The organism is Solwaraspora sp. WMMA2080 (genome assembly GCF_027497395.1).
Classification (GTDB): domain Bacteria; phylum Actinomycetota; class Actinomycetes; order Mycobacteriales; family Micromonosporaceae; genus Micromonospora_E.
On sequence record NZ_CP114910.1, the window covers coordinates 1633088 to 1651427 of the forward strand.

Consider the following 18340-nt stretch of genomic DNA (forward strand, 5'->3'; position numbering starts at 1 on the left):
AATCGGTGGTGCCGGTGAGAATGTCGGTGACCGGTTGGCCGCATCAACCGCGGCCGCCGAGCAGCAGGTAGAGCACGGCCATCCGGACGCTTACCCCGTTGGCGACCTGTTCCACGATCGTGGAGCGGGGCGAGTCGGCGACCTCGGCGGAGATCTCCATGCCCCGGTTCATCGGACCGGGGTGCATCACGATGGCGTGCCCGGGCAGCCGGCGCAGCCGGGCCCCGTCCAGGCCGTACCGGCGGGCGTACTCACGGGCGGACGGGAAGTAGGAGTCGGCCATCCGCTCGTGCTGCACCCGCAGCATCATCACCACGTCGGCGGTGGGCAGCACGGCGTCGAGGTCGTAGCCGACCCCGACGCCGGGGGCGAGCGCGGTGGCGATGTCGACCGGGATCAGCGGCGGCGGCCCGACCAGGGTCACCTTGGCGCCGAGGGTGGCCAGCAGCAGGACGTTGGACCGGGCCACCCGGCTGTGCAGCACGTCGCCGACGATCACCACGTGCAGGCCGGCGAGCCGGCCCAGCCGGGCCCGCATGGTGTACGCGTCGAGCAGTGCCTGGGTCGGGTGCTCGTGGGTGCCGTCGCCGGCGTTGACCACCGACCCGTCCACCCAGTTGGCCAGCCGGTGCGGGGCGCCGGAGGCGGGGTGGCGGATCACCACCGCGTCGGCCCCCATCGCCTGCAGGGTGAGCGCGGTGTCCTTGAGGCTCTCGCCCTTGGAGACGCTGGATCCCTTGGCCGAGAAGTTGATCACGTCGGCGGAGAGCCGCTTGGCGGCGGCCTCGAACGAGATCCGGGTCCGGGTGGAATCCTCGTAGAACAGGTTCACCACGGTCCGCCCCCGCAGGGTGGGCAGCTTCTTCACCTCGCGGCCGGCCAGCGAGGCGAGTTCGACCGCGGTGTCCAGAATCCGGGTGGCGTCCGCCGCGTCCAGATCGGCGCCGGACAGCAGGTGCCTGATCATCGCTGGTCCCTCCCCCGCTGCGGACCGTCCGCCGCCTGGGCCGCGCCGGGGGAACTGAACAGCCGTACCTCGTCGGTGTCGTCGGTCTCGGCGAGCAGCACCTTGACGTTCTCGGTGAGCGCGGTGGGGATGTTCTTGCCGACGTAGTCGGCGCGGATCGGCAGCTCCCGGTGGCCCCGGTCGACCAGCACCGCCAACTGCACCGAACTGGGCCGGCCGAGGTCGCTGATCGCGTCCAACGCCGCCCGTACGGTCCGACCCGAGTAGAGGACGTCGTCGACCAGGATGACCCGCTGTCCGTCGATGCCACCGGCGGGCAGTTCGGTGGGCCCGACCGCACGGGTGGCCTTCAACCGGAGATCGTCCCGGTAGAGGGTGATGTCGAGCACACCGACCGGGACGCCGACTCCTTCGAAGGCGCGGATCCGGTCGGCGAGACGGCGGGCGAGCGGCACGCCCCGGGTGGGAATTCCGAGCAGTACGGTGCGTTGCGCCCCGTTGGTCTTTTCCAGCACCTGATGGGCGATCCGGTCCACAACGCGTTGAATGTCGGCGCTGGTCAGGATGCTCTTAACTGACGGTGGCATCGTCGCCGATGATTGGGTGGCCGACGGGTAGGCCACAGCGGACCCCCTTCCCCGCCTCACGGGACGGGTCGTTAAAGGACGTCTTGGGTATCGCCAGCCAGCACCCGGCTGGTCAGCGGTCACGCCGAACGTTACCAGCGTCCCGTTGCCGAGCCGATATGGGGCGCTGAGTGTCGCATCAGTAAGACGAAATTTGGGGCAAGTCGTCACGATCTTGTTCACTGGTAGCTATTCACCACTTGACCGCGCTTGCGAACCGCCGTACCGTCACGCTCCGTAGCGATCGCTGGGGAAAGCCCCGGGCAAAGCACTGGGAGAGTCCGTATGCCCTCTGAGTACGCCAAGTCGTTGGGCGCCCGCCTGCGCTCCATCCGTCAGCAGCAGGGGCTGTCCCTGCAGGGGGTGGAGGAGAAGTCGAACGGGCGTTGGAAGGCTGTCGTCGTCGGTTCCTACGAGCGTGGGGACCGGGCAGTCACCGTCTCCCGCCTCGCCGAGCTGGCCGACTTCTACCGGGTACCCGTGTCGGAACTGCTGCCGGACGGCAGTGGGGTACGTCACGAACCCACCAGCAAGATCGTCCTGGACCTGGAGCGGCTGTACGACGAGGTCGGCGAGGACCTCGCCTACGTCGCCCGGTACGCCCGGGCGATCCAGCAGCAGCGTGGTGACTACAACGGTCGGGTGCTGTCCATCCGCGCCGATGACCTGCGGGCGCTGGCGATCGTGTACGACTCGTCGCCGTCCGGCCTCATCGAGCGGCTGAACGAGCACGGCGTACTGGTCGCCGACCCGCGGGCGTTCTTCGCCTCCTGACGGCTGCGCGCCCAACCGCTGACGGGCCCGATCCAACTGGATCGGGCCCGTCAGCGGTGCCGCGTGGCACCGTGGTCGCGGAATGGCGGCGGGAGCCGCTAGTGCGGGGTGTACTCGGCGATCCGGTCCAGCAGACCGTTGAGGAACCGCGGCGAATCGTCAGTGGACATCTGCCGGGCCAACTCGACCGCCTCGGTGATCGCCACCGGGTCGTCGATCTCGTCGACGTAGAGCAACTCGTAGACGGCGATCCGGGCCAGGTTGCGGTCGACCACCGGCATCCGGTCCAGCGTCCACCCCTCGGCGTAGCTGCCGATCAGCTCGTCGATCCGGTCCCGGTGCGTCGCCACCCCTTCGACCAGGCCGACCGCGTAGTCGAGATGCTCCGGACGCGGGGACAACCGGGCCAGGTACCCGACCAGCACCTGGGTCGGCGGCAGACTGCGCATGTCCGCCTCGTAGAGCACGTCCAGGGCCCGTTTGCGCGCCTTGCGACGCGCTGGCATCGAGGTCTTCGGCCCCTCGGCCATCAGGCTCGGCCGAGGTAGCGGCCGTCGCGGGTGTCGACCTTGATCTTCTCCCCGGTGGTGACGAACAACGGCACCTGGACGGTGGCCCCCGTCTCCATCGTGGCCGGCTTGTTTCCGCCGGTCGACCGGTCACCCTGCAGGCCCGGCTCGGTGTAGGTAACCTCGAGGACCACGCTGGTCGGCAGCTCGACGTACAGCGGCACGCCCTCGTGGGTCGCCACGATCGCCTCAGCCTCGGGCAGCAGGTAGTTCGCTGCCTCGCCGACGGTGCCACCGGGCACCATGATCTGGTCGAAGGTCTCCAGATCCATGAAGACGTAGTCCTCGCCGTCGGCGTACAGGTACTGCATGGTCCGCTTGTCGACGGTCGCGGTGTCGACCTTGGTGCCCGCGTTGAAGGTCTTGTCGACCACCTTGCCGGAGAGCACGTTCTTCAGGGTGGTGCGCACGAAAGCGCCGCCCTTGCCGGGCTTGACGTGCTGGAACTCCACGACGGCCCACAGCTCGCCGTCGAGGTTGAGAACCAGCCCGTTCTTCAGGTCGTTGGTGGTCGCCATTTCCTGCCTTGATCATCAATGTACGGACGGATCTACCAAGTCTATCGGGCCGGACCCTGCTCAGCCGGCACGGCCCGGACCCCTACCCGTCCCGACGCGGTCGGGTGCGGCCCACGACCGGCAACCGGGCCGGCTCAGCGGGGACGGGCCGCGGCCAACCGGGCGACGTGCAGCAGCGCCAACCGGTAGCCGTCCACCCCGAGCCCGCAGATCACCCCGGTGGCGACCGCCGACACCACCGAGTGGTGCCGGAACTGCTCGCGGGCGTGGATGTTGGAGATGTGCACCTCGACGAGTGGTCCGCGCAGCAGCGCGCAGGCGTCGCGGACCGCGTACGAGTAGTGCGACCAGGCACCCGGGTTGATCACCACGGCGGCCTCGGCGTCGGCCGCCGTGTGCAGCCAGCTGAGCATCTCGTGCTCGGCGTCGGTCTGGCGCACCTCGACGTCGAGCCCGGCGTCCCGGCCCACCTGCTCGCACATCGCCACCAGGTCGGCGTAGCTGGTCAGCCCGTACACGTCGACCTGACGGCTGCCCAGCCGGCCCAGGTTCGGGCCGTTCAGCACGTACGTCCGCAACGCCGTGCCGTCTCCCGTCACGCCGCCACCTGCCGGTACGCCTCGGCGAGCAACGTGTCGGCCGGGCCGTCGAGAATCCCGGGTCGGGCCAGCGCGTCGAGCACCACCAGCCGCAGCCGGCTGCCCCGGGCCTTCTTGTCCACCCGCATCGTGGCCAGCAGCTGTGGCCACGCGTCTGCCCGGTACGTGGTGGGCAGCCCCAGGGCGGCGAGTACCGACGCGTGCCGATCGGCGACCGTTGCGTCGAGCCGGCCGGCCAGCCGGGCCAGGGTCGCCGCGTAGACCAGGCCCACCGACACCGCGTGCCCGTGGCGCCAGCGGTAGTCTTCCACCTTCTCAATCGCGTGGGCCAGCGTGTGCCCGTAGTTGAGCACCTCGCGCAGCCCCGACTCGCGCAGGTCGTCACCGACCACGTCGGCCTTGACCCGCACCGCGCGCTCGATCAGCTCACGCACCTGCGGCCCGGTCGGGTCGGTGGCCGCTGCCGGATCGGTCTCGATCAGCTCCAGGATCGCCGGATCGGCGATGAACCCGCACTTGACCACCTCGGCCAACCCGGCGGCCAGGTCGACCGGCGCAAGGCTGGTCAGCAGGTCCAGGTCGGCCAGCACCCCGGCCGGCGGGTGGAACGCGCCCACCAGGTTCTTGCCGGCCGCCGTATTGATTCCGGTCTTGCCGCCCACCGCCGCGTCGACCATGCCGAGCAGGCTGGTCGCCACCGGTACCCAGCGGACCCCACGCAGCCAGCAGGCGGCCACGAAACCCGCCAGATCGGTCACCGCGCCGCCGCCGACTCCGACCACCGCGTCAGTACGGGTGAAGCCGGCCGCGCCGAGCTGCGCCCACGCCTGCCCGGCGACCTCGATCGACTTGCCGGCTTCGGCGTCCGGCACCTCGATCAGCAGCGGTTTGACACCGGCCGCGGCGCACCCGGTGGCGATCCGGTCGGCCTGGCCCTGCAGCGGGGGTGCGTGCAGCACCGCCACCCGGTCCGCGCCGGGCAGCAGGTCGGACAGCTGGTCGAGCAGCCCATGACCGATCAGCACGTCGTACGGTCGGTCGCCGGGCACCGGGATACAGGTCGTCGAGTCCATCGGCACCGAGCCTAGTACCCGGGCCGGTCGGCCGGTGTGCGCAGCATTGTCGCGATCTCCTCGGCGACCTGCTCCGGGGTACGGCCGTCGGTTGCCACCCGGTGCGTGGCGACCCGCTCGTAGAGCGGGCGACGCTGCTCCAGCAGGTGCCGCAGCGTGGCCCGCGGGTTGATCGCCAGCAGCGGTCGGCCGGCGTCGAGGCCGACCCGACGGACCGCGTCGGCCAGCTCGACGCCGAGATGGACCACGGTGTGTCCGGCGAGCGCGGCGCGGTTCTCGTCGGCCAGCACCGCACCGCCGCCGAGCGCGAGCACACCGTCGAAGCCGCGCAGTGCCGCCCGGACCGCCGCCCGCTCCAAGGCCCGGAAGTGCTCCTCGCCGTCATCGACGAAGATCTCCGGGATCGGCTTGCCGGCCGCCGCCACGATGTCGGTGTCGGTGTCGCGGAACTCACAGTTGAGCAGCCCGGCCAGCACGGTACCGGTGCTGGTCTTGCCCGCACCGGGTGCGCCGACCAGCACGCAGGCCGGGGCCATCAGCGGATCACCAGGTGGTCCAGGTACCCGGCAAGGTTGCGGCGGATCTCGGCGACCGAGTCACCGCCGAACTTCTCGGTGGCCGCCTCGGCCAGCACCAGCGCCACCATCGCCTCGGCCACCACCGCGGCGGCCGGCACCGCGCAGACGTCGGACCGCTGGTTGATCGCGGTCGCCGGCTCGCCGGTGACGACGTCGACGGTCGACAACGCCCGGTTCAACGAGGAGATCGGCTTCATCGCGGCCCGCACCCGCACCGGCTCGCCGGTGGTGATGCCGCCCTCCAGCCCGCCGGCCCGGTCGGTCGCCCGGCGCACCCCGGCCGCAGTCGGAATGATCTCGTCGTGCGCGACCGAGCCCCGCGACCGGGCCTGCTGCCAGGCGTCGCCGATCTCCACACCCTTGACCGCCTGGATCGACAGCACCGCGGCGGCCAGCCGGGCGTCGAGCTTGCGGTCCCACTGGACGTGGCTGCCCAGCCCCGGCGGCACCCCGTAGGCGAGCACCTCGACGATGCCGCCGAGGGTGTCGGCGTCGGACTTGGCGGCGTCCACCTCGGCGACCATCCGGGCGCTTGCCTCGGGGTCGAGGCAGCGCAGCGGGTCGGCGTCGACCCGCTCGGCGTCCTCCGGGCGGGGCTGCAGTCCGGGTTTGGCGGCCACCGAACCGAGCTCGACCACGTGCGACACGATCTCGATCCCCAGTGCCTGCCGGCACAGCGCCCGGGCGACCGTACCGACGGCGACCCGGGCGGCGGTCTCCCTGGCGCTGGCCCGCTCCAGGATCGGCCGGGCGTCGGTATGGCCGTACTTCTGCATCCCGGCCAGGTCGGCGTGCCCCGGTCGGGGCCGGGTCAGCGGGGCGTTGCGGGCCTGCCCGGCCAACTCGACCGGGTCGACCGGGTCGGCCGCCATCACGGTGCGCCACTTCGGCCACTCCGAGTTGCCCACCCGGATCGCGACCGGGCTGCCCAGCGTCACCCCGTGCCGCAGGCCGCCGACGATCTCGATCTCGTCCTGCTCGAAACTCATCCGGGCACCCCGGCCGTAGCCGAGCCGGCGCCGGGCCAGCTCGCGACCGATCTCGGCACTGGTCACCTCGACGCCGGCGGGGACGCCTTCGAGGAGTGCGACCAGCGCGGGTCCGTGGGATTCACCTGCGGTCAGCCAACGCAACACGTCGGAAAGTGTGGCACGGCGGGGTCGGGGCCAGGTGACCCACGTCGCCCGCGTCCCGCCCTCCGGACACCACCCGAGCCGCCCTAACGTACGGTTGGTCGGTTTCGGGGGGTGGTGGCTTCGTGCCGTACGACATCCGCCGCCGACCAGCGGTGCTACTCATCCTGCTCGGCGCGGTCACCGCGGTGGGGCCGCTGTCGATCGACATGTACCTGCCGGCGTTCCCGGCGATCAGCGAGGACCTCACCGCCACCCCTGCCCGGGTGCAGCTGTCGCTGACCGCGTGCCTGATCGGCGTCGCGTTCGGCCAGCTGGTCGGCGGGCCGGTGAGTGACCGGTGGGGGCGGCGGCGTCCGGCGCTGGCCGGCACCACCGGCTACATCGTCGTCTCGCTGGCCTGCACGCTGGCCCCGAACGCCGAGGCACTGGCCGGGTTGCGGCTGCTCCAGGGCTTCGCCGGCGGGGTAGGGGTGGTCGTCGCCCGCGCGGTGGTGCGCGACCTCTACTCGGGTGCCGACGCGGCCCGGTTCTTCTCCCGCCTGCTGATCATCTTCGGGGTGGCACCGATCGCCGCGCCGGTGCTCGGCGCGGCGGTGCTGCGGGTGGCCTCCTGGCGGGAGATCTTCGTCGCCCTCGCGGTACTCGCCGCGCTGCTCACCATCGTCATGGCCCGCTGGCTACCGGAGACCCTGCCGGAGGAGCGCCGAAACCCGGACGGTCTGGCTGGCGCCGCCCGGGCGGCCCGGCTGGTCCTCACCGACCGGGCGTTCGTCGGGTACGCGTCCACCCAGGGTCTGGCGTTCGCCGGCTTGTTCGCCTACATCTCCGGATCGCCGTACGTGCTGCAGGACGGCTTCGGGCTGTCGCCGACCATGTTCAGCCTGGTGTTCGGGGCCAACGCGGTCGGGCTGATCGCGCTCGGGCAGGTCAACGCCCGACTGGTCGGCCGGTACCGGACCCGGCCGTTGTTCGTCGGCGCGTTGACCGCCGGAGCCTGCGCTGCGGCGCTGCTGGTGGCCGGCGCGACCACCGGCCAGCTGTGGCTGATCGTGCCGGCGCTGGCCGGCTACGTCGCCACGATCGGGATGCTGATGCCGAACGGGACCGCGCTGGCCCTGCAGGACCACGCCCGGCACGCCGGCACCGCCGCCGCCCTGCTCGGCGCGGTCCAGTCGGGAATCGCCTCGCTGGCCGCGCCGGTGGTCGGGCTGGCCGGCACGGCCAGCGCCACCCCGATGGCGCTGATCATCCTCGGCGCGGCGGGGCTGTCACTGGTCGCCGCGTGGGCGCTGACCCGTGACCGCGGCGGCTGAGCGCGCCAGCTCACCGGCCGGGCCGGCCGACCGCGCGGCGGACAACGCGGCTCGCATCGCCGCCACCGGCGCGGCGACCCCGGTGAACTGTTCGAACTGCCCGACCGCCTGGGCCAGCAGCAGATCCAGCCCGGAGACCACCCGGCAACCGGCGGCGGCCGCCGCCGAGGCCAGTGGAGTCGGCCAGGGATCGTAGAGCGCGTCGAAGCAGACCGTGCCGGATGCCCACGGCAGCTGGCCGGCGTACGGGTCGGCAGCCCCCTTCGGCAGGGTGGAGACCAGTACGTCGGTGCCGGCCGCCGCCGGGGCCGCCGACAGGGCGGTACCGGTCATCGACACGCCGAGCGCGCCGGCGACCGGCACCAGCTCGTCGACCGCCGCCGGTCGCCGGGCCGCTACGGTGACCGATGCGGCGGCCAGCGCGGCGGCGGCCGCCAACGCGGCCCGGGCGGTGCCGCCAGCGCCGAGCACGGTGAACCGGGCACCGGTGCCGACACCGGCGTCGCGCAGCACCGCGACCATCCCCGCCACGTCGGTGTTGTCGGCGAACCAGGTGCCGTCGGCCCGGCGTACCAGGGTGTTGGCCGCCCCGACCGCGGTGGCCACCGAGGAGGCCCGCCCGGCCAGGGCGAGCGCCGCCTCCTTCAACGGCATGGTGACCGACAGCCCGGCCCACTCCGGGCCGAGACCGGCGACCAGGCCCGCCAACTGCGCCTCGGCGCATTCGATCGCGGTGTAGCTCCAGCCGGTCAGCCCGGCGGCCTGGTAGCCGGCGTTGTGGATCACCGGCGACAGTGAGTGCCCGATCGGCATGCCGAGCACCGCGGCCCGCCGCCGGACGGCGGTGGACGGTCGGGGGGCGGACACCTCAGAGGATGCCGTTCTGCTCGGCGATCTCGATGTTCTGGTTGTGCTGGTCGAGGGTCTCGGCGAACGCCGAGCGGCCCTCCTTGTCGATCGCCACGAAGTAGACCCAGTCCTCGTCCGGCGGGTTGATCGACCCTTCCAGGGCGGCCTTGCCCGGGTTGTTGATAGGCGTGGGCGGCAGCCCGCTGTGCGCGTGGGTGCTGTACGGATTGCTCTCGTCGTACAGCTCCTCGCGGGTCATGTCCTTGGACGCCTTGGTCTCCTGGCCGGTCAGCTCCCAGTAGTAGTTGACCGTCACATCAAACTGCAGGCAGCTGCACGGGAAGGTCTCGCTGTACACCCGGTTGTACGCCACCCGGGAGACCTTGGCGAGGTCCTCGGCGATACCGGCCTCGGCCTGCGCCAGTGACGCGACGATCAACGCCTCGTACGGGCTGATCCCGCCGCGTTCGGCCTGCACCCGGTCGGCGTATTCCAGCTCACCGGTGACGGTCAGGAACCGGTTGACCATCACCCGGAGGATCTCCGGGGCGGTGACGTCGGGATCGAAGTCGTAGGTGTCCGGGAAGAGGAACCCTTCGGCGGAGACCGTCACCTCCTGCCCGTCGGTGCGGGTCATCCACCACTCGGGCACGCCCAGGGCCAGCGGGTCCTCGGCTGCGGTGGCGAACTCCTCCGCGGGGATGTCCGTCGACTCGGCCAGCAGCCGGTAGATCTGCTTGGCGGTACGGCCCTCCGGGATGGTCACCCGGTTGGAGACCTTGTTCTCCAGGTCCAGCAGCAGGCCGAGCGCGGTCGCCGCGCTCATCTCCAGACGCAGCGTGTAGAAGCCCGGCTGGATGTTCTGGCTGCGGGAGTTGTCCCGGGCCTCGTTGACGAACGCCTTGGTGCTCTTGACCACGCCGGCCTCGACGAGGGTGTTGCCGATGTCGGTGGCGGTGTCGCCGGCCCGGACCTGGACCACCACCTCACCGGTGCCGCCGCCGTCGTAGTCCGGGGTCGCGAAGTAGCCCTGTACCCGGTCGAAGCCGTACCAGACACCGCCGCCGAGCACTCCGAGCAGCAGCATGGTGACCAGCAGCGCGGCAAAGGTCTTGCCCCGGCCGCCGCTGCCGGACGCCTTCTTGCGCCGCGCGCCCCGACGGTGCCGGCCCTTGTCTGCCCGGTCCTCGAAGGCGAGGTCCAGTTCGTCGATCATCACTTCTGCCTCCGCTGCGCGTCCAGCCAGCTCTGCAGGATCTCCACGGCGGCCGCCTGGTCGACCACCGTACGTTGACGCCGTCCTCGGACGCCCCGCTCGGACAGCCTACGGCTAGCGACCACCGTCGACATCCTTTCGTCGGTCGTCAGGACTGAAATCGGCGACACCGCCACTTCGAGTAACCGTACGTATGCGCTGACAGCGTCGGCGGCCGGTCCGTGGCGGCCGGCGAGGTTCACCGGCAGACCGACAATAACCGCAATGACCTCGTACTCATGGACTATCTGGACAATTTTCGCGATGTCCGTAGGCAGGTCGGCCGGTGCCGTCGCGCCGCCGGTCGACAGGTCCCGACGCACCGTCAGCAACGGGGTGGCGAGAATGCCGTCCGGGTCGCTGATCGCCAGACCGACCCGGACCTGCCCCACGTCGACGCCCAGCCGGCGTCCACGGACGAATCCGCTCACCTCGTATCGCTCATCTCAGGCCGTTTCGGCGATCGCCTTTTCGACCGCGACCAGCAGGTTCGCCGCCTCGGCCGCCGGCAGCCCGCCGCCCTGCGCCAGGTCAGCGTTGCCGCCACCCCGGCCGTGCAGCGCCCCCTTGACCAGCTCTGCGGCGGACACTCCGCGTGACCTGCCGGCCGCGTTCACCGCCACCACCAGCGCCGCCTTGCCGTTGGCCCGGACCGCCACCGCGACCACCGCCGGCCGGGCCGGGTCGATCTTGCCTCGGATCTCCTGCGCCAGGGTCCGTACGTCGTTGCCGGCCGCGCCTTCGGGCGCCTCGGTGCCGACGAAGGCAACCCCGCGCACGTCACGCGCCTGGCCGGCGATCGCCGCCGCGCCGCCGAGCACCAGCTGGGCGCGCAGTTTCTCCAGCTCCTTCTCGGCGTCGCGTAGCTGGGTGACAGTCTGCTGGACCCGGTCCGCGACCTGGTCTGCCGGCACCCGGTACAGCTCAGCGAGCCGCGCCACCAGCAGGTGCTCGCGGGCCAGGAAGTTGAACGCGTCGATGCCGACCAGTGCCTCCACCCGACGCACACCGGAGCCGATCGACGACTCGGAGAGGATCTTCACCACACCGAGCTGACCGGAGCGGGTCACATGCGTGCCACCGCACAGCTCCCGGGCGTAGTCACCGACCTCGACCACCCGGACCTCGTCGCCGTACTTCTCCCCGAACAGCGCCATCGCGCCCAGCCGGCGCGCCTCCTCCTGGGAGGTGATGAACGCGTTCACCTCCAGGTCACGCAGCAGCACCTCGTTGACCTGCTGCTCGATGTCGTGCAGCACCGACGGCGCGACCGAGCCGGGGGTGTTGAAGTCGAACCGCAGCCGGCCCGGCGCGTTCAGCGACCCCGCCTGGGTCGCCGACTCGCCGAGAACGTTGCGCATCGTCTGGTGCACCAGATGCGTCGCGGTATGCGACCGGGAGATCGCCCGCCGCCGCGGGATGTCGATCTCGGCGTAGCCGGACTCCCCGGCGCGCAGCTCGCCGCTGACCACCCGCGCCCGGTGCACAATCAGGCCCGGCACCGGCTGCTGCACGTCGAAGATCTCCACCCGGCCGGCGCCGACGGTGAGCAGGCCGGTGTCCGGCTGCTGGCCGCCGCCCTCGGCGTAGAACGGGGTGCTGTCCAGTACCAGCTCCACCACGTCGCCCTCGCCGGCCGCGGGCAGTGCGGCGCCGCCGGCGCCGAGCAGCGCCCGGACCCGCGACTCACGGGACACCTCGGCGTAGCCGGTGAACTCCACCGGCCCACCGCTGTCCAGCACCCCGCGGTACGCGGACATGTCCACGTGCCCGGTCTTGCGGGCCTGCGCGTCCGCCTTGGCCCGGGCCCGCTGCTCGGACATCAGCCGGCGGAAGCCGTCCTGGTCGACCGAGAGCCCCTGCTCGGCGGCGATCTCCAGGGTGAGGTCGATCGGGAACCCGTAGGTGTCGTGCAGCTGGAAGGCCTGGTCGCCGGAGAGTTTGCCGCCGCCGGCCGACCTGGTCTGGGCGATCGCCGTGTCCAGGATCGTGGTACCGGCGCGCAGCGTGGACAGGAAGGCGTCCTCCTCGGCGTACGCGTACGAGGAGATCCGCTCGAAGTCGGCGGCCAGCTCGGGGTACGACGGCGCCATGCAGTCCCGGGCCACCGGCAGCAGCTCCGGCAGAGCACGGTCCTGCCAGCCGAGCAGCCGCACCGAGCGGATCGCCCGACGCATGATCCGGCGCAGCACGTAGCCGCGACCCTCGTTGGACGGGGTCACCCCGTCACCGATCAGCATCAACGCGGTCCGCACGTGGTCGGCGATCACCCGCAGCCGTACGTCGTCGGGGTGCGACTCGCTCGCCGCCTGCCCGGAGCCCGCGCCGTACCGCTTGCCGGTCAGCTCGGCCGCCCGGTCCAGGATCGGACGCACCTCGTCGATCTCGTAGAGGTTGTCCACCCCCTGCAGGATCGACGCGATCCGCTCCAGGCCCATGCCGGTGTCGATGTTCTTCTTCGGCAGGTCGCCGACGATGTCGAAGACCTCTTTGCTCCGCACGTCGGTGATCTCGTACTGCATGAAGACGAGATTCCAGAACTCCAGGAAGCGGTCCTCGTCGACCTCCGGGCCGCCGTCCGGGCCGTACGCCGGGCCCCGGTCGTAGTACAGCTCCGAGCACGGCCCGGCCGGCCCGGGGATGCCCATCGACCAGAAGTTGTCCTTGTTGCCCCGGCGCACGATCCGCGCCGCCGGTACGCCGGTGCGCCGCCAGATGTCGGCCGCCTCGTCGTCGTCGAGGTAGACGGTGACCCAGATCCGTTCCGGGTCCATGCCGAACCCGCCCGCGTCGACCGGCCCGGTGGCCAGGTCCCAGGCCAGCGGGATCGCGCCCTCCTTGAAGTAGTCGCCGAACGAGAAGTTGCCGTTCATCTGGAAGAAGGTGCCGTGCCGCGACGTCTTGCCGACCTCGTCGATGTCCGGGGTACGGATGCACTTCTGCACGCTCGTCGCCCGCTGGTACGGCGGGGTCCGCTGGCCGAGGAAGTACGGCACGAACTGCACCATGCCCGCGTTGATGAACAGCAGGTTCGGGTCATCGATCGCGGGCAGCGGAGCTGACGGCACCACGGCATGGCCGTTGGCCTCGAAGTGCGCGAGGAACCGCCGCTTGATCTCCGCCGTTTTCACCGAACGTCCTCCTGGGGGAATATCTCCACGTCACCGACGCTCGGGTCACCCCGCAGGTCGGCGAACTGGTCGTCGAACGCCACGCCCTCAGCGAACGCGGCCTGGATCTGCTGCTCGCGCTCTGCCATGCCCTCGCGGACGTCCTCCACGAAGGTACGGACCGACTCGACGAGGCCACCAGCGGATTCCGACACCGAGGAGGCGATCCCGGACGGGGTGTAGGACTGGGCGGTCCGGGCCAGCTTGCGGACCACGACCGCGCCGACGGCGATGCCGACACCGAGCCAGAGCAGGCGTTTCATGACGGCGTCCTCCCGGTCATCCGGCGTTGCGCCGGGCTGCCCGGCGCCGCTGCTTGAGTTCCGCCCGTACGTCGCGCTCCTGCTCGGCATGCCGGCGGGCGGACGCGGCCCGGCGTACGCCGTACCCGAAGGCGGCGACCTTGACCAGTGGGTTGGCCGCCGCTGCCGAGACGACGGTGGCGAGGTTCGCCACGTTGGCGGTGACGTTCTGCGCGTGGCCGGTCATCGTGTCGATCTTGGCGAGCTGGACGTTCACGCCGTCCAGCGTGGTGTGCACCTGCCCCAGCGCGGTGTTCACGTTCTCCACCGAGGTGTTGACCTGCCCGAGCAGCGGACCGGTGCGGTCGTTCAGGTCGTTGATCGCTCTCGTCGCCGCGTCGACCGTGTGCCGCAGCCGCAGGATCGGCACCGCGAGCACCAGCACGAGCATCAGGAACGCTCCGGCCGCCACCAGCGCCGCGATCTGTCCACCGTCCATGCCTGTCCTCCTCTGTCACGACGCCTCGCCGCCGCTGCTCACCTGACGGCGGTCAGCTCGCGCCGCACCACCGTGCAGACCCTACCGTCAGTGATGGTCGTCCGCTCACGACGGTTCGACCTCCAGATCCAGCAGCGGGTCGTCGGTGAAGACCGGATCCGGATCCTCACCGGTGAGCGACGGATCGATGCTCGGCTGTGGCTTCATCCGGTCGTCGCCGATGGCGTTGCGTACCTTGATCGACACGACCGAACCGGTGCAGGTCTCGGCCTCGGTGACCGGCGGCGAGTCGGCCGACTCGCCGTCGGTCGACTCCCCGGACGGCGGCTCCACCGTCGGCCGTTGCAGCAGCAGGTCGTCCGAGCAGGCCGGCGGCCGGACCCACAGGTCGAGAGTGAGTTCGTCGCGGGTCCAGCAGTTGTACTGGCCGTCGACCGGCTGGGACGGGCACAACTCGGCGTCCCACGGCAGCCATCCGGCGTCGGTCAGCGCCGCGGTGTACACCTGAGCGGTCTCCTCCGTACCGCGTTCGGAGGTCATCGTCCGCTCGCGGAAACGGCAGTCGATGAGGCACCAACGGCTCCCGCTGACCGCGTCGGTACGCTCCTGCGCCGCCCACTCGGGCACGTCGAGCCCGTCCAGGGAGTTGAAGACCGGGTCGCGGGTCGCCGCCCGGATGCCGAAGTAGAGCGGAAGCGCGGCCAGCACCACGACGGCGACCAGGATCAGGGCCATCGCCCGCAGCCGACGCTGCTGCAGGTTCGGGCCACCCTGCTCGGAACCCGACTGGCCGGCACCGGAGGACTCGGGGTCGGAGGGCTCGGGTCCCGACCGGTCGGGGCGGTACGGCCCGGACCGGACCGGTGTGCCACCCCCACCGGAGGCCGGGGCGCCCCCTCCAGAGACCGGCGCGGCTCCCGGCACCGGCGGGGCTCCCGGCACCGGCGCGGCGCCGCCGGACACCGGGGCGACACCACCCGGCCGCACCGGTCCACCCGGCCGCACCGGTACCGACGCCGACCGCGCCACCGTCGCCCCACCGCCGGCACCGGAAACGGGGCGGGCCGGAGCAGGCACCGGCCGATCGTGGTGCGGCGGCGCGACGGCACCGGCAGGCCCACCGGACACCGGCCGGCCAGATGCCGGGGCGGGCGCGCCGGGCATTGTCGCGATGCCGCCGGGCCCGGGTTGAGCTGGTCGGCCGGGTCGGCCGGGATGACCGGGATGACCGGGATGACCGGGATGACCGAAGGTGCCGGCCTCGTTGGGACGGCCCGGCGGATCGGATCGGCCCGGCTGGCCGGGGCGGATCGGACCGGTGGCGTACGGATCCCGTCGGTCGATGGCCGGCGGCCCGGTCACGGGTGGCCGCGGCCCGCCGCCGACGCCGGCCGACGCCGGCCCGGCTGCCGGGACCGTCGCCCGGCCGGGGCCGGGGCGGGTGGCGGGCGGCGGGCCGGCCGGGTGGCCGGGCGGCGGGCCGGCCGGGCGGGTCCCCGGCCGGGGCGGCTGGTCGGTGCCCGGGTCAGGCTGCGGACCACGGGCCGGTGGCACGGCACCGCCCGGCCCGGGTACCACGGGAGCGGCCAACGGGCCGCCGGAGCCGCCCCGGGACGGCTGGCCGGGGATCGGCGCGGACCGCGCCGGGCGGGGCCCGCCCGAGGTCGGCCGGGCCGACTCGAACGGCTGACCGGCCGAGGCATGCCGGCCGGCCGACGGCCGCGATGGTGCCGGGCCGTCCCCCTGCCGGGTCTGACCCGCCCGGTCCGCCCCGGCGGCCGGGCCACGTTGCGGCATCTCCGGACGGCGCTCCCGGCCGTCGGTCTCGTCCGCCGGTTCCGGGGCGCGTCGACGCCCGCCGGACGGCCTGACCGGCGCAATGATCCGGGTCTCGTCGCGCCCATCGGCGCTGGGGCCGGACGTTGGTCGGGTCGGGGTGCCCGGCGCTGAACGGGGCCCGCCGAAGGGGTCGCCGGATGGCCGCTGCGGCGCGGACGGCGGCAACGGCGGTGCGTTGCCGGACCGCGGCACGACCGTGTCCGCCGCTGGCAGGCGTTGGGGCGGTCGCTGGTACCGGCCCGGTGCCGGGCTCGGCCCACCCGGGGTCGGGGCCGGCCCACCGGAGACCGGGGCCGGCCCACCGGAGACCGGGGCCGGCCCACCGGGTGCGGGGCTGACGGGTGGGGGTTCGGACGGTTTCGCGCCAGCCGGGAAGACGGGCTCAGCCGGCCCCGGCCCGGTGCGCGGCCGCGCGGCCGGACCTGGCCGCGGACCCGGAGGCGGCTGCGATCCGGCAGTCGGCTGCGGACCCGGACCCGCTGACGGCTGCGGCTGCGGCTGCGGACGGGACGGGGCAGCGGACCGGGAAACTGCCGAGCGGGACGGCGGGCCGTCCGTCGAGGAGTCTCCGGATACTCGGGCACCACCGGGTCCGATGTCGATCCGCTGTTCCTTGGCGGTCCGCAGATCGTCCAGCCAGCCGGTCTCCTCGCCGCTGACCTCTTCCTCGACCTGTGCCCGGCCCCACCGACGGCCCTTCGGCTTGCCCTCACGACGCTCGTCGGGGTGATCGGGGCGGTCAGAACCGCGCGCTCTCACTGCTGTACCTCCCCGGCAGCAACGCTGCCGCTGTCATCGGGCACCGGACCAGCCTCGGACGCTGGGACGGATGGATCAGGTTCGGCGGCACCAGCGGACGCGCCGGAGGCGGTGCGTCCAGCGAACGCCCGGATGTCGGGCGGCAGGCCACGCACGATCCGGCGGAGCACCGGCAACCGCGCGGAGACCGTCCGCTCGGCGCCGTGCTCAGTCGGCCGGTAGTAGTCGACACCGGCGAGTTCGTCGGGCGGGTACTGCTGAGTGACCACCCCCCGGTGGTCGTCGTGAGGGTAACGGTAGCCGCCTCCGTGGCCGATCCGCCGCGCCCCCGAGTAGTGGCTGTCCCGTAGATGTGCCGGCACTGTCCCACCCCGGCCGGCCCGTACGTCGGCGACGGCCGCCGCCAGCGCTGCCGTGGTCGAGTTGGATTTCGGGGCGGTGGCCAGGTGGATCACCGCCTGGGCGAGGTTGAGTTGTGCCTCCGGCAGCCCCACGTACTCCACGGCGTGGGCGGCCGCGGTTGCCACCGACAGCGCACCCGGATCGGCCATCCCGACGTCCTCGCTGGCGAAGATCACGATCCGGCGGGCGATGAACCTGGCGTCCTCCCCGGCGACCAGCATCCGGGCCAGCCAGTGCAGCGCGGCGTCGACGTCCGAGCCACGCATGCTCTTGATGAACGCGCTGGTCACGTCATAGTGGGCGTCGCCGTCGCGGTCGTAGCGCACCGCAGCGACGTCGATTGCCTGCTCGGCGGTACGCAGGTCGATCTCCCCGGTGTCGGTCGCGGTGGCCGCCGAGGCCGCCGCCTCCAGGGCGGTGAGTGCCTTGCGCACGTCGCCACCGGCCAACCGGACCAGGTGGTCCTCGGCCGGCGGGGACAGCCGCAGCGCGCCGCCGAGTCCACGTTCGTCGGTCACCGCGCGCCGGAGCAGGTCACGGACCGCCTCGTCGCCGAGCGGCCGCAGGGTGAGCAGGACACACCGCGACAGTAACGGCGAGATGACCGAAAAATGGGGGTTTTCGGTGGTTGCCGCCAGCAACGTCACGGTACGGTCCTCGACCGCCGCGAGCAGCGAGTCCTGCTGGGTCTTACTGAAACGGTGCACCTCGTCGATGAACAGCACCGTCGGCAACCCACCGGTACGCCGCTGCCGTCGGGCCTCGTCGATCACCGCGCGGACGTCCTTGACTCCGGCGGACAGCGCCGACATCGCCACGAAACGACGGTCGGTGGCCCGGGCCACCAGGTGGGCGATCGTCGTCTTGCCGCAGCCCGGCGGCCCCCAGAGGATGACCGACATCGGCGCGGTGCCGGTCACCAACTGCCGCAGCGGCGCGCCCGGGGCCAGTAGATGCTCCTGGCCGACCAGCTCGTCGAGGCTCGCCGGACGCATCCGTACCGGCAACGGCGCCGACGCGGGCGGGCCGGAGCCGGAGTCGCCCGCCGCCACGCCGCCACCGACCGGCGGCGCGTCGCGGCGCTGCTCGGCGGAGGGGTAGGAGAAGAGGACGTCGGACTCCATCAGCAAGACAGTACCGGCCCGATCTCGGACGCCGGAAATGCACCGAGA

At 72.3% G+C, this 18340-nt stretch carries 19 protein-coding genes; 3 read left to right on the forward strand and 16 right to left on the reverse strand.

Annotation, left to right across the window (positions count from 1 at the left end):
- Nucleotides 1-43 precede the first annotated feature (43 nt).
- The gene (locus tag O7543_RS07300; RefSeq protein ID WP_281554545.1) at nt 44-967 is read right to left on the reverse strand and encodes an aspartate carbamoyltransferase catalytic subunit; all 924 of its coding nucleotides are present in this window, start codon (nt 965-967) and stop codon (nt 44-46) included.
- Nucleotides 964-1590 carry a bifunctional pyr operon transcriptional regulator/uracil phosphoribosyltransferase PyrR gene (gene pyrR / locus O7543_RS07305; RefSeq protein ID WP_281554544.1) on the reverse strand — a complete coding sequence of 209 codons (627 nt, stop codon included), beginning with the start codon at nt 1588-1590 and terminating at the stop codon, nt 964-966. Before pyrR ends, O7543_RS07300 begins: the two co-directional genes overlap by 4 nt.
- A 288-nt stretch (nt 1591-1878) precedes the next feature.
- Between pyrR and O7543_RS07310 the strand changes: the two genes are divergently transcribed.
- A complete protein-coding gene (locus O7543_RS07310) occupies nt 1879-2367 on the forward strand; it encodes a transcriptional regulator (RefSeq protein WP_123601171.1) in 489 nt (162 codons plus the stop codon).
- A 98-nt stretch (nt 2368-2465) separates the two neighbouring features.
- Here O7543_RS07310 and nusB read toward each other — a convergent pair whose 3' ends face one another.
- The 6 genes from nusB to aroC all read right to left on the reverse strand — a co-directional run bounded on the left by nusB (nt 2466) and on the right by aroC (nt 6840).
- On the reverse strand, nt 2466-2873 hold the full coding sequence (gene nusB / locus O7543_RS07315; RefSeq protein ID WP_281554543.1) for a transcription antitermination factor NusB: 408 nt from the start codon (nt 2871-2873) through the stop codon (nt 2466-2468).
- A 23-nt stretch (nt 2874-2896) separates the two neighbouring features.
- Nucleotides 2897-3454, reverse strand: coding sequence for an elongation factor P (efp, locus tag O7543_RS07320; RefSeq protein ID WP_123601169.1), 558 nt, complete (start codon nt 3452-3454; stop codon nt 2897-2899).
- 134 nt (nt 3455-3588) lie between these two features.
- Nucleotides 3589-4032, reverse strand: a complete 444-nt coding sequence (gene aroQ, locus O7543_RS07325) for a type II 3-dehydroquinate dehydratase (RefSeq protein ID WP_281555554.1) — start codon at nt 4030-4032, stop codon at nt 3589-3591.
- A 17-nt stretch (nt 4033-4049) separates the two neighbouring features.
- Nucleotides 4050-5126 carry a 3-dehydroquinate synthase gene (gene aroB / locus O7543_RS07330; RefSeq protein WP_281554542.1) on the reverse strand — a complete coding sequence of 359 codons (1077 nt, stop codon included), beginning with the start codon at nt 5124-5126 and terminating at the stop codon, nt 4050-4052.
- Nucleotides 5127-5137: 11 nt separating this feature from the next.
- Entirely contained in the window at nt 5138-5662 is a 525-nt protein-coding gene (locus O7543_RS07335) for a shikimate kinase (RefSeq protein WP_281554541.1), read from the reverse strand.
- Nucleotides 5662-6840 (reverse strand): chorismate synthase, encoded by a 1179-nt coding sequence (gene aroC / locus O7543_RS07340; protein ID WP_281554540.1) that lies wholly within the window; start codon nt 6838-6840, stop codon nt 5662-5664. The genes O7543_RS07335 and aroC overlap by 1 nt, the downstream gene beginning before the upstream one ends.
- A 122-nt stretch (nt 6841-6962) precedes the next feature.
- Between aroC and O7543_RS07345 the strand changes: the two genes are divergently transcribed.
- Entirely contained in the window at nt 6963-8153 is a 1191-nt protein-coding gene (locus tag O7543_RS07345) for a multidrug effflux MFS transporter (RefSeq protein ID WP_281554539.1), read from the forward strand.
- Here O7543_RS07345 and O7543_RS07350 read toward each other — a convergent pair.
- The 7 genes from O7543_RS07350 to O7543_RS07380 all read right to left on the reverse strand — a co-directional run bounded on the left by O7543_RS07350 (nt 8109) and on the right by O7543_RS07380 (nt 14927).
- Nucleotides 8109-9020, reverse strand: coding sequence for a shikimate dehydrogenase (locus tag O7543_RS07350; RefSeq protein WP_281554538.1), 912 nt, complete (start codon nt 9018-9020; stop codon nt 8109-8111). The two genes, O7543_RS07345 and O7543_RS07350, sit on opposite strands and share 45 nt — an antisense overlap.
- A gap of 1 nt (nt 9021) precedes the next feature.
- The gene (gene mltG / locus O7543_RS07355) at nt 9022-10218 is read right to left on the reverse strand and encodes an endolytic transglycosylase MltG (RefSeq protein WP_281554537.1); all 1197 of its coding nucleotides are present in this window, start codon (nt 10216-10218) and stop codon (nt 9022-9024) included.
- Nucleotides 10218-10688, reverse strand: a complete 471-nt coding sequence (gene ruvX / locus O7543_RS07360; RefSeq protein WP_281554536.1) for a Holliday junction resolvase RuvX — start codon at nt 10686-10688, stop codon at nt 10218-10220. The genes mltG and ruvX overlap by 1 nt, the downstream gene beginning before the upstream one ends.
- 15 nt (nt 10689-10703) lie before the next feature.
- A complete protein-coding gene (gene alaS / locus O7543_RS07365) occupies nt 10704-13388 on the reverse strand; it encodes an alanine--tRNA ligase (RefSeq protein ID WP_281554535.1) in 2685 nt (894 codons plus the stop codon).
- The gene (locus O7543_RS07370; RefSeq protein WP_281554534.1) at nt 13385-13690 is read right to left on the reverse strand and encodes a hypothetical protein; all 306 of its coding nucleotides are present in this window, start codon (nt 13688-13690) and stop codon (nt 13385-13387) included. The genes alaS and O7543_RS07370 overlap by 4 nt, the downstream gene beginning before the upstream one ends.
- A 16-nt stretch (nt 13691-13706) precedes the next feature.
- A complete protein-coding gene (locus O7543_RS07375) occupies nt 13707-14168 on the reverse strand; it encodes a DUF948 domain-containing protein (protein ID WP_281554533.1) in 462 nt (153 codons plus the stop codon).
- Nucleotides 14169-14273: 105 nt separating this feature from the next.
- Nucleotides 14274-14927 (reverse strand): hypothetical protein, encoded by a 654-nt coding sequence (locus O7543_RS07380; protein WP_281555553.1) that lies wholly within the window; start codon nt 14925-14927, stop codon nt 14274-14276.
- A 559-nt stretch (nt 14928-15486) separates the two neighbouring features.
- On the opposite strand from O7543_RS07380, the gene O7543_RS07385 reads away from it, so the two are divergent.
- Nucleotides 15487-15858, forward strand: a complete 372-nt coding sequence (locus O7543_RS07385) for a hypothetical protein (protein WP_281554532.1) — start codon at nt 15487-15489, stop codon at nt 15856-15858.
- Nucleotides 15859-16762: 904 nt separating this feature from the next.
- Here O7543_RS07385 and O7543_RS07390 read toward each other — a convergent pair.
- Nucleotides 16763-18292, reverse strand: coding sequence for a replication-associated recombination protein A (locus tag O7543_RS07390; protein ID WP_281554531.1), 1530 nt, complete (start codon nt 18290-18292; stop codon nt 16763-16765).
- Nucleotides 18293-18340 lie beyond the last annotated feature (48 nt).

Excerpts from the sequence above, each read along its gene's own strand:
- efp (WP_123601169.1), bottom strand. The coding sequence starts at position 3,454 with ATGGCGACCACCAACGACCTGAAGAACGGGCTGGTTCTCAACCTCGAC.
- O7543_RS07335 (WP_281554541.1), bottom strand. The coding sequence starts at position 5,662 with ATGGCCCCGGCCTGCGTGCTGGTCGGCGCACCCGGTGCGGGCAAGACC.
- aroB (WP_281554542.1), bottom strand. The coding sequence starts at position 5,126 with ATGGACTCGACGACCTGTATCCCGGTGCCCGGCGACCGACCGTACGAC.
- O7543_RS07300 (WP_281554545.1), bottom strand. The coding sequence starts at position 967 with ATGATCAGGCACCTGCTGTCCGGCGCCGATCTGGACGCGGCGGACGCC.
- O7543_RS07310 (WP_123601171.1), top strand. The coding sequence starts at position 1,879 with ATGCCCTCTGAGTACGCCAAGTCGTTGGGCGCCCGCCTGCGCTCCATC.
- mltG (WP_281554537.1), bottom strand. The coding sequence starts at position 10,218 with ATGATCGACGAACTGGACCTCGCCTTCGAGGACCGGGCAGACAAGGGC.
- O7543_RS07375 (WP_281554533.1), bottom strand. The coding sequence starts at position 14,168 with ATGGACGGTGGACAGATCGCGGCGCTGGTGGCGGCCGGAGCGTTCCTG.
- O7543_RS07390 (WP_281554531.1), bottom strand. The coding sequence starts at position 18,292 with ATGGAGTCCGACGTCCTCTTCTCCTACCCCTCCGCCGAGCAGCGCCGC.
- O7543_RS07370 (WP_281554534.1), bottom strand. The coding sequence starts at position 13,690 with ATGAAACGCCTGCTCTGGCTCGGTGTCGGCATCGCCGTCGGCGCGGTC.
- nusB (WP_281554543.1), bottom strand. The coding sequence starts at position 2,873 with ATGCCAGCGCGTCGCAAGGCGCGCAAACGGGCCCTGGACGTGCTCTAC.